This is a genomic window from Methylobacterium sp. J-030, from assembly GCF_022829545.1.
In the GTDB taxonomy this organism is placed as follows: Bacteria; Pseudomonadota; Alphaproteobacteria; order Rhizobiales; family Beijerinckiaceae; genus Methylobacterium.
Window position 1 is genome coordinate 1 of record NZ_JAKSYM010000099.1, and the last position, 10,046, is coordinate 10,046.

Sequence of the window (10,046 nt, forward strand, 5' to 3'; positions counted from 1 at the left end):
GTGGCGTCACACTACGCCGGCTCGACCGTTCGCCCCGCTGCACGAGGACAGAACCCGATCACCTAGCTGCTCCTCGCCGCGGCTCTGGCCGTGGCCCTTGCGACCCCTGTGTCTGCACAGGTCTTCGAGCCCCCGACCCACCCCACCGTGGTCGTGACGCCAAGCGCCCCGGGTGTCGTCACGCGCCAGTCCAGTTAAACCGGCGATGAGCGTGACACCACCTACTCGCCGACGGACCGAGCAACCGATGGCATCTCGGAAGACTCGGCAGCGGCTGGCAACGAAGACCAGCCCTCGCGTGTCGGTTCGACGGGTAGTGGTGGCGCTGGTGGGAACGGCGGCGGCGGCTGAACGGGTTTGCAACGGAAGCCCGTCACAGCGAAAGCCGCATCGGCTTGATAGCGTTCGGTTAGGATAGCCATCAGCGCAGGAATGTTCAGGATACGAGCCTCCGCGCAGCCTAAGGTGCGGGGGCTATTCTTGTAGTTCGTAGGCCTGGTCGTGCTGCGCGGGCATGCACTCGAGATGGCGAGCGGCGGGGTCAGTGTCGGTGTCGAGCCTATCGTTCGAATTCGTTCACCTACGAGAAGCGCCAATCGGCCAATTTGTCGGACCTAGCGAAATGCGGTCTTACGAAATACAAGCCCATGCCACAAAATACAGCACGTACATATTTTAAGCAATTTGCGAATATTCCTTAGGCAATTTGCTAGAAGCGACTATATTAAAACTGCAAGCTCGCGTCGTCTGATTTTAATAAGATCGAGCATCCTAAAGAAAGATAAGAAATGACTGTGAAATTTTCTCACGGGTTGCCCTCAGTCGCTGAGCGCCTCGCGGAAATTATGACGATCGCTGGAGGCCTTCGCCACGAGAATAAAGCTGTGGCTCTGAAGCCCAAGCCGGAGCAGATCGTTTCGACTGAATGTGGAAGCGGCTGGTATCACGACGCTGCGATCCAGCATCTCAAGGAAGTTCACTGAAACTAGTTTCGCCTGTTCAAACGGCATAAAAAAATAGAGGCCGTCCTTTCCAATCGAGAGGAGAGGCGGCTTCTTCTGCGTTTGACGGGCAGAATTAGGCGCATGAGGGAATGCAAAAGTCCCTGTGGTTGCGAGCTGGATCGTCAGTGCTTCAGGTGCCCGTGTCAGCCGATAATCGGGGATGGCGATACCGTCCCACTTGCCGTCTATCTTGCGGATCCGTTCTGATGCTCCCTAGGTCAGGCCTGGGACGCACAGATGCCAAGGCTGCAGCCAAAGGCGTCGAAGCGGCAGCGTCGTGTTCCGGATCGTGAGCTGCCCCCTCCTGAGAACCTCGTGAACACCGCCTTCATCCTCAAAGCTCAATTGGATCGACACACTTAGTTCCGGAATGTGCAACTCGCGATGTCACCCGTCGGGAGGTACTCGCAAACAGTGGCGCGTGGGTTAGATCTGGCTGAGGAGAGCATTGCGCGTTTGCTCGGCGGCGGGATCAAGTAAATTGAGTTGAAAGCGATCGCGGCGGTAGCATACGCGAGCGCTATCACAATCAAATTACGGAGGAACGCAGCAAGCAGGGAAGAAGTCATCGACGTTCTCCCGAGTGACGTCAGCGCGGCGCCGATGTGAAGGCTATTCTTGAACGTTCAACGGCAGCATCCTCTGATTGGGTGAGCCGTACGTAACGAAACGGTGAGCAAGGCTCAGGCCGCAAGCATCCACGTCCGTCTACAACTGTCGGATGTGATCTGTGTCCGCGCGTTTATGGCCCTTGAGGGTCGGCTTCACTCGCAAATGGCCATACAGCAGCCGGATCCAGTGCGTTCGGATCGATTCTGACGCCCTCGGGTGTCAGGACGATCAGCAGCACGGCAGCCAATAAGGCCGCGATGCCAACCAGCACCAAGCTGACACGCTCTGGATCAAGCCAAAGCCCACGTAGCACGGCCCAGCCGCAGGTGAAGGCTGTCGCTACCGTCAGAGGTACAAAGCTAGCCATGGGCAGCACCCTTCTTCGCTCCCATCTACTCAGCGGCCGCGCCCTTCGGCTCGGGCGGCTCCAAGACGGCCGCTGCAGCGGCTAGGTCGCGCCGAGCTTCGGCGAGCGCTGCAGCCTTTGCGTCACCCTGCGCGTTCAGCGCCTCCAGGAAGGCCGACCAGTCGGCCTTTGCAGAGGCCGGAATCTCGCCATCTAGCTTCTGTCGAAGTCGCGCCACGCGCCCGTCCGGCGTGGCTACAGCAGGAGCGGCTACGTCCGTGTCATAAACGCCGACCGCGCACATCTGATCATCGGCCTTGGTGTAGTAGGTGGTCTTCGGCTCCTCAATAGTGCTGCCAGGTTTGGGGAAGAGGTAGCGGATCACCGATACCTGCCCGGGCTTGGCTGTCTCGGTCATGGTTTTGATGAAGTAGTTGCCGGTCTTGTCGTGCAAGCCGAGCACGTCGTGGCCCTGCAAGATCGGATTTGGATGAGCGCTCATGACGCCATCCGGTCCGACGCAGAACACATAGCTGTCGGCAGTGCGGAAGCCGTCGGTGCCTTTGGTGAACGCACCGAGCGCCTTGGCCTTGTCTGCTACGATGGCTTTGCTCGCGCGGCTCAGCATCCATTTGGCGCCCATCTCGGCACCAGAACCACTGTCGTCGCAAGAGAGACCGGCCTCGCTATCACCGCAGGCCAGGGCTGATTGCGGCAGAACTCCTGCGAAGAGAGCGGCAAGCATGGCGGCGCGTAGCTTCATCGCAGGCCTCTAAACACATCCCGTCAGAGCGGGATGGCGACATCAAAGGGCGTGGCAGCGCCGTTTGCAATAATCAAATACAGTGATCACGCGCTCGTTATCGCCTAAAATATTGTATACCAGTCACTAAAACTGATTTTTCAGATAACATAGACCAGATATATTGTTTCTGATCTGCTGGATCTTTGGAGGGCACGCACGCTGTTTCATAGGAAAAAGATCGGACATCTGTGCGGTGGGCGCTACGCTGGAGCTGGCAGGGAGGGCACGTGATCATTTGGGAAACATGGCGACCCTATCTTGGCTTAGTAGTTCGATGGGGTGTGATCGAGGATTGATGCTGGACCGTCCGATCATCGGCCTTGCCGTGTGGCTCTCAAAGCCCGTAGGCTTTCTGACGACCTGCTTCACCGTTGCCGCGGGGCTGGGTGCAGGATTTATCCTCAGCTTCGACGACCATTGGGCGCTCGTTTTCAACCTGTTCCTGTCCATCGCCGCCATGCTCTTGGCAGGTGTGATCCTGGTAGCCGGTGCTCGTGACACCGCCGCTATCCAAATGAAGCTGGATGAACTGATCCGTGCCGTCGAAGACACCGATGAACGCCTCATCGGGGTTGAGGAACGGAGCGCCGAAGAGCTGGAACTGCTCAGGCGGGATCGGCAGCTTTCCTCAGGCGCAAACGTCGATAGTGGGGCTTGAGGCGCGGTAGAGAGCGGCCTTGCTCGCTTCAGCTCTTTATAGGAGCTATTCGCGATGCCGTCATCGTTGCGGCTGTCGCTCGAAGCCGTCCGCAGGTCTGACCAGGAAGGATCGAGCATGCCGAATACGTTTGGCCTCAACCGCACGCTGGGCGGTGCCATCGGTGTCATCGCGCTGGTATCTGTTCTCAGCTGCAGCGCGGTTCTGATCACCCGTAACCAACTGCAGGATGCGACCGATGCCCGAGACCGTTCGAACCAACTGATCCGCGGTCTCGACGCTTTCCGCGCCTCTATGCTGAACCAGGAGACGGGGCTACGCGGCTACCTGCTCACCGGCCGCGACAACAGCCTTGAGCCTTACCGAGCCAGCCGTCCGGTCCTTGACGAGACGATCACCCGCCTGAGGACCCTGATCGGCGACGATGCCGAGCGGGTGCGCTTGCTCACCGATGCTGTGACCGCCGCCCGGACTTGGCAGGCTGATATCGGCGAGGCCGCGACACGCAGCGCGGCCAACCCTGCAACGCGGCCAGAGGCAGTCGGCATCGAGGCAGATGGCTCGGGCAAGCAGCTGTTCGATACCCTGCGCGAGAAGCTCGCTGCCATCGAGACGATGGAGGGCCGCACGCAGGCGATCCAGAACGCACAGGTCACCCGTGCTGAGCGCAATGAAAGCCTCGCCCTCTGGGGCGGCACTCTGCTCACGCTCCTGATCTGCGCCGGGATCGGGATAGCTATCCGTCGCCTGATCGTCCGGCCGCTTGTGCGCGTGATGAGCTTCGTCGAGCGGGTCGGGTCTGGCGACCTCTCGGGTCGGCTGGAGGCTGGCGTGGGCGGCGAGGTGGGACGGCTCGCCACCACCCTCAACGCCATGGTGGCGGGCCTCTCGGATCTCGCCAAGACCAATCGGGCCGCCACCGCCGACCTCAGTGCCGCCGCGGCCGAGATCCGCGCTTCGGCGCAGGAGCAGGCCGCCTCGGTCGAGCAGCAATTCGCCGCCGTGCAACAGACCGCCGCCACCATGGATCAGATCACGCAATCGGGGGCTCAGGTAGCGAGGCGGGCCACGGAAGTGGTGGCCACCGCCCAGGCCACCGCTCAGACTTCCCGCCAGGGCCTGCGTGCGGTCTCGGACACCGCCAAGGCCATGGACGCGATCCGCGAGCAGGCCGAGGCGGTGGCCGGCAACATCGTCAGCCTGTCGGAGAAGACCCAGACGATCGGCGACATCATCGAGACGGTCAACGACATCTCGGAGCGCACGCACCTGCTCGCGCTCAACGCCGCCATCGAGGCGGCGGCGGCCGGCGAGAGCGGGCGCAGCTTCTCGGTCGTCGCCTCGGAGATGAAGCTGCTCGCCGATCAGGCCAAGGCCGCCACGGGGCAGGTGCGCGGCATTTTGGGCGAGATCCAGCGGGGCATCAACACGTCGGTGATGCTCACCGAGGAGGCGGTCAAGCGCGCCGCCGCCGGCAAGACCCGCTCCGACACGACGCAGCGCACCATCGAGGAGATTACCGCGAAGGTGGAAGAAGGCGCTCAGGTCTTCCAGCAGATCATCGCCTCGACGAACCAGCAGCAGCTCGGGATCGAGCAGGTGGTGGGCGCACTCCAGAACATCCGGCAGGCGAGCCAGCAGACGGCGGCCGGCACGCGGCAGGTCGAGTCGGCTTCGGCCAATCTCACGGAGCTGGCGCAGGCGCTGATGACCCTCGCCGAACGCTATCGGCATTAGGCATTTGTCGGTGTCCGTGCTGATGCTTCAGGCCGGTATGCTCCCGGTTGAGCAGCTTGCGCCAAGAAGACCTGACCACGGGCGATGAACAGGTCGATCTGCACGATGCCGGAGTTGATCGCCGTGATCAGGTTAGCGTTGGTGTCGTCGATCTCAGGGTCACCGGTCGGCTCGCGGCCGCGCACATCTACGAGCACCGCTGTCATCTGATCTCGCTGCGCTCGGAGGTCGTTCAGGATCACCACTGCCCGGGCCGCTTGTAGGCTTGCCGCTTGGCCACCGATGAGAAGCGCCACTGCAGCGATGTCGAAGCGGTCGAGCGCTGAACCCGCCTCACCTTTCTGGCGTAGTGGCACGATGCCTTCGCTCATGATCCTACGCCCGTAGAGACCAGTCGCGCAGAGGCGGACATCGTCTCAGCACCTGTAATACATGCCCCGAGAGCAATACCGTCAACCCGGTTGTCATCGGCAATGCCGGTCCAAAGAAGTGCGGGGTCGGTGGATCGCGTGAATTGCACCGCTGCCATGAACCACTCGGAAACCATTCCGGCACACACCGACTGCTCGTTGTGTACGAAGGGTTGCGTTCATGCGTGCGCGGGTCTGGCTTGCCCTGACGCTGCTGGTGTGTGTCGTCGATGGTCACGCCCCGCGCGGACGCGAACCGCGCAACCCTGATGCGGAAGCAGGCTGGAGCAGGGGCGTCGAGGCGCTGAAGCGCCCGTCCATCAGAGGAGCGGTGTAAGCTCATCCGCCAGGATAGGTGAGAGGGCGGACAGTGCTGCCGTTCATGAGGAGATCCGGGCCGTGAGCCGGCGCCCTGCGGTGTCCAGTTCCCCCGCCGCACCGACCCTCATGCGACTGCCCGGCCAAGGCTTCACGGGCGATCTGCGGGGAACTGGTTCGCAAAGCGCTTGTTTCGTGTGCTTGTCCGCCGCACGCTTTACGGCGTCACGAACGCGTCGGACACGCTTATGGAAAGCGCGATGACTACCTTTGATCGATCGTGGTCGATGCATTTATCACGTGTCTGTGGCGTTGCTCATCCATGATGGTTCTCGACCTGATCCGGGCCCTGGCGGAAGATGCTCCCGTAGGCATCGTCGTTACGGACGTGGCGATTGATCTGCCAGGGCCAATTATCCGCTACGCCAATCCTGCCTTCGCACGCCTTGTCGGACGCGAGTTCGGCAAGATCGTCGGGCAGAGCCCCCGTTTCATGCAGGGGAAGGAAACTCGCCAGGAAACGCTCGATATCTTCAGACGCGCCTTGGCAGCTGGAGAGCGCTTTCACGGCTACGTCACCAATTACCGCGGGGACGGCACCAAGTACCGGGCAGAGATCGATTGCCGCCCGCTCCGCAACTCCAGTGGGCGGATCGAGAGCTTCGTCGCGTTCGAGCGGGAGGTGATCAGACGCCTCGGCCGACCTGCTTCCGGCGTAGCGGGACGCTATGAGCCCGTGATCGCAGGCGGAGATCCCCTGACCGGTGCTCTGCGAGCACTCTCGGTGTTCGAGGAGTCGTAGGAAAAACTCGAGGCGCTATTCGACGCCCTCGGCTATCTTACGTCGCAATTCCGGTATGCGCGCCCAGGGCTCGGTCGTCCGGGCCATCGATCCCAGACGCAACTCGACCACCGCTTCGGGCACGGCCAAAACCGCCGCCCAGGCTGACGCGAACGCCGCCACGCAGGCGGGCTCGAAGTGGCGACCACTATCCGCCTGGATGCAGCGCAGCGCCTCCTCGAACGCCATGGCTGCCTTGTACGGCCGCACCGTCGTCAGGGCGTCGAACACGTCCGCCACGGCGACGATCCGCGCTGAAAGAGGGATGGCGTCGCCACTTAGGCCGTGCGGGTAGCCGCTGCCGTCCCATTTCTCGTGATGCGCCTCCGCGATCTCGGCTGCGAGGCTGATCAGCTCCGAACCACTGTCCCCCAGGATCCGCCTGCCGATCGTCGGGTGCGTGCGGATGACGGCGAACTCGGCCTCGTCGAGGCGCCCCTTCTTCAGCAGGATCCCATCCGGCACGGCCACCTTGCCGATGTCGTGCAGCGGTGCCGCGAGGTACAGGCGCCGGCAGAACTCCTCGGGCAGACCCATCGCCTCGGCGATGATCTGGCTGTAGCGGGCGACGCGCCAGGTGTGGTCGCCCGTGTCGTTGTCTCGGTACTCGACGGCCAGGGCGAGCCGGAAGATGACCTCCGCCTCCCGCTCGCGTAGCCGGCGCGTCGCCCGCTCGATCTCACCGGCCATGCGCGACGCCTGCTCGTCCAAGTGACGCACGGCACTGGCGAGGCGCACGAGGTTGCGCAGCCGCACGCTCAGCTCGACGCCCTTGGCCCGTTTGTCGAGGAAGTCGGTGGCGCCCGTCTCCAGTGCGCTGAGCCTGACGGTATCGCACACGTCGCTGGTGATCATGGCGATCGGCGCCTGGGCGTAGTGCGCTATCGCCCGGATCTCGCGGATGAAGGCGATGCCGTCCATCTCGGGCATGTGCTGGTCGACCAGCACGAGGTCGAATGCGCAGGTCCGGGCCTCGACCAGTGCGGCGAGCGGATCGGTGCAGGCAGTCACGACGACGTCGTGCTCGGCCTCCAGCAGACGCCGGAGGTGCAGCAACGTTGCCTTGCTGTCATCGACGAGGAGGACGTCCATCGAACTGTCTTCCACTGGATAGGTAAGGTCAGAGGTTGGTGAGGTGAATGGCTTGGGTTCAGGTCGCGGACGGGTAGGCCTGCGCGATCACGCCGAGCCGCGAGAATGCCTCGGCCAACTGATAGAGGCTGGCGCGAAAGGCCTCGACCTCCGGTGTCGCATCGAGCTTGAACGCCATCCTGTCGGCCTCTTGCTCTAGGTCCCGAGTCAGCTGCTGCAGAGATAGTCCGAGCGACTGGATCTGGGGCCAGCGCGGACCCAGATCCGTGTTGGCTGTGATGGTCTGTTCCAGAGCCTCGACGAGGCGCTGCGCACCTTCGTGGCTGAACCGGCGTGAAAGCGGGTGGACCTCGGCCATCAACGCCTCACGCCGCGCGCACGGTGGCGAGGAAGCGCCCGACCTCGGCCGCGAGGTGCTCGGACTGGCGCGACAGTTCCGAAGCTGCCCCCAGCACTTGGCTCGCCGCCGCGCCCGTCTCCTCGGAAGCCTGGGCCACGCCGGCGATGTTGCTGGTTACCTCGCCCGTGCCCATGGCAGCTTGGCTGACGTTGCGCACGATCTCCTGGGTGGCAGCGCCCTGCTCCTCCACGCCAGCGGCGATCGAGGTCGCTACGCCGCTGATCTCGCGGATCCGCCCGGTGATGCCCGTGATCGCCGTGACGGCCTGCCCGGTCGAGGCCTGGACCTGAGCGATCTGTCCGGAGATTTCGTGTGTCGCCTTCGCGGTCTGCTCGGCCAAAGCCTTCACCTCGGAGGCGACCACTGCGAAGCCCTTGCCGGCTGCACCGGCGCGCGCCGCCTCGATCGTGGCGTTGAGCGCCAGCAGGTTGGTCTGCCCGGCGATGTTCGAGATCAGTCCGACCACGTCGCCGATGCGCGCGACGGCGCCGCTCAGCTCCTGCACCAGAACACCGGCCTGGTCAGCTTCGCTCACGGCGAGATGCGCGAGGCTGGCCGATCCATCCACCTGCCGTCCGATCTCCTGCACGGACGAGCCCAACTCCTCGGCGGCAGCGGCCACGGTGTTGACATTGCTAGCGGCCTCCTCGGCCGCAGCGGCCACCGCGCCGGACTGGGCCGAGGTCTCACCCGCCATCGACGACATCGATCCGGCAGTCGCCTGCAGTTCAGTGGCAGCGGCCGAGACCAAGCCGATGATCCCGCCGACCGCTTGCTCGAAGCCGTCCGCCATCTGGCGCATGCCGGCCTTGCGCTGCTCCTCGGCCGCCAGCCGCGACTGTGCGGTCTCCGCCTCCAGGGCGCGCGTGCGGATCAGGTTGTCCTTGAACACTTGCACCGCGGCCGCCATCGCGCCGATCTCGTCACCGCGGTTCTGGTAGGGCACCTCGGCTCCTGCGTCGCCACCGGCAAGCCCACCCATCACCTGGGTCATGGTCTGGATCGGGCGTGAGACGCGCAACAGTCCAAAGGCAGCGGCGGCACAAGCGGCGGCGAGCGCCAGCGCCATGGCGATGTAGGCAGCTAATGCAGCGGTATCGGCTTCGGACAGGGCCGCGTCGGCATCCCGGCGAGCCCTGTACTCGTTCAGAGCGACGTCACGCGCGAGATCGGCGCGGGCCTCGTCGTAGAGGTTCGCAGCCTCGGGTGCGGTCATCAGCTTGAGGGCAGTCGACTGTTGCCCCTCCTCCATCAGGCGACGCATCCCAACGTCGTCCTGCTCGAAGCGCTTCCAGGCAGAAGCGAAAGCGTCATAGATGGCGCGCTCCTCGTTCGAGGAGATCAATGGCTCGTAAGCCCTGCGCGCTTCTGTGAGCTTATCGTGGGTCGCGGCGAGCTTGGCCTCGTTCTCGGCCAGATGAGCCGGCGTATCGGACAATGTGAGTAGGCGCAGCTGCTTGATCCGAACTTCGGACGCGGCGGCCCGGATCTCGTTCACAGCGACGACCGATGGCAGCCAGTTCGATGCGACCTCGGTGACGGAGTGACGGATCCCAGCCAGCTCGAAGATCGAGAGTGCGCCTTGCCCGGCAGCGATGAGTGCCAGCAAGCCGAAGGCAGCCGAGAGCGCACCCTTGAGAGAGAGATTCAGGCGCATCGTATCGCTTCTCATCAGGACTGTAATCAGTTCTTGCCTGACAGCGCGCGGCAGAACCGATCGACATTTCTGATAGATTCTGTTAATTAATAGTTTATTCCCCTAATAATCGTTCAGAATTGTAGTGATCAGTTCTAAACAGCCTTCAAATCTCGTCATATGACTG

General features: G+C 63.1%; 9 protein-coding genes. 3 read left to right on the forward strand and 6 right to left on the reverse strand.

What is annotated here, in order from left to right; translation table 11 throughout:
• Positions 1–818: 818 nt before the first annotated feature.
• Together MKK75_RS06185 and MKK75_RS06190 are read right to left on the reverse strand one after the other, a co-directional pair.
• Positions 819–1,010, reverse strand: coding sequence for a hypothetical protein (locus MKK75_RS06185; protein WP_244041741.1), 192 nt, complete (start codon positions 1,008–1,010; stop codon positions 819–821).
• Positions 1,011–2,008: 998 nt separating this feature from the next.
• Entirely contained in the window at positions 2,009–2,725 is a 717-nt protein-coding gene (locus MKK75_RS06190; protein ID WP_244041742.1) for a cache domain-containing protein, read from the reverse strand.
• 337 nt (positions 2,726–3,062) lie between these two features.
• Between MKK75_RS06190 and MKK75_RS06195 the strand changes: the two genes are divergently transcribed.
• Positions 3,063–3,425, forward strand: coding sequence for a low affinity iron permease family protein (locus tag MKK75_RS06195; RefSeq protein WP_244041743.1), 363 nt, complete (start codon positions 3,063–3,065; stop codon positions 3,423–3,425).
• 117 nt (positions 3,426–3,542) lie between these two features.
• Positions 3,543–5,162, forward strand: coding sequence for a methyl-accepting chemotaxis protein (locus MKK75_RS06200; RefSeq protein ID WP_244041744.1), 1,620 nt, complete (start codon positions 3,543–3,545; stop codon positions 5,160–5,162).
• Here the strand turns inward: MKK75_RS06200 and MKK75_RS06205 are convergent.
• Positions 5,159–5,533, reverse strand: a complete 375-nt coding sequence (locus MKK75_RS06205) for a hypothetical protein (protein ID WP_243997204.1) — start codon at positions 5,531–5,533, stop codon at positions 5,159–5,161. The genes MKK75_RS06200 and MKK75_RS06205 overlap by 4 nt on opposite strands.
• Positions 5,534–6,212: 679 nt before the next feature.
• Between MKK75_RS06205 and MKK75_RS06210 the strand changes: the two genes are divergently transcribed.
• Complete coding sequence (locus MKK75_RS06210) at positions 6,213–6,692, forward strand: PAS domain-containing protein (protein WP_244041745.1); 480 nt, start codon at positions 6,213–6,215, stop codon at positions 6,690–6,692.
• 15 nt (positions 6,693–6,707) lie between these two features.
• Here MKK75_RS06210 and MKK75_RS06215 read toward each other — a convergent pair whose 3' ends face one another.
• Genes MKK75_RS06215 through MKK75_RS06225 form a run of 3 tightly spaced genes read right to left on the reverse strand, consistent with a single transcriptional unit; the run spans position 6,708 to position 9,880 of the window.
• A complete protein-coding gene (locus tag MKK75_RS06215) occupies positions 6,708–7,823 on the reverse strand; it encodes an HD domain-containing phosphohydrolase (RefSeq protein ID WP_244041746.1) in 1,116 nt (371 codons plus the stop codon).
• 58 nt (positions 7,824–7,881) lie between these two features.
• Complete coding sequence (locus MKK75_RS06220; protein WP_244041747.1) at positions 7,882–8,181, reverse strand: hypothetical protein; 300 nt, start codon at positions 8,179–8,181, stop codon at positions 7,882–7,884.
• Between the two features lie 7 nt (positions 8,182–8,188).
• Positions 8,189–9,880 (reverse strand): methyl-accepting chemotaxis protein, encoded by a 1,692-nt coding sequence (locus MKK75_RS06225; protein WP_244041748.1) that lies wholly within the window; start codon positions 9,878–9,880, stop codon positions 8,189–8,191.
• Positions 9,881–10,046: the final 166 nt, after the last annotated feature.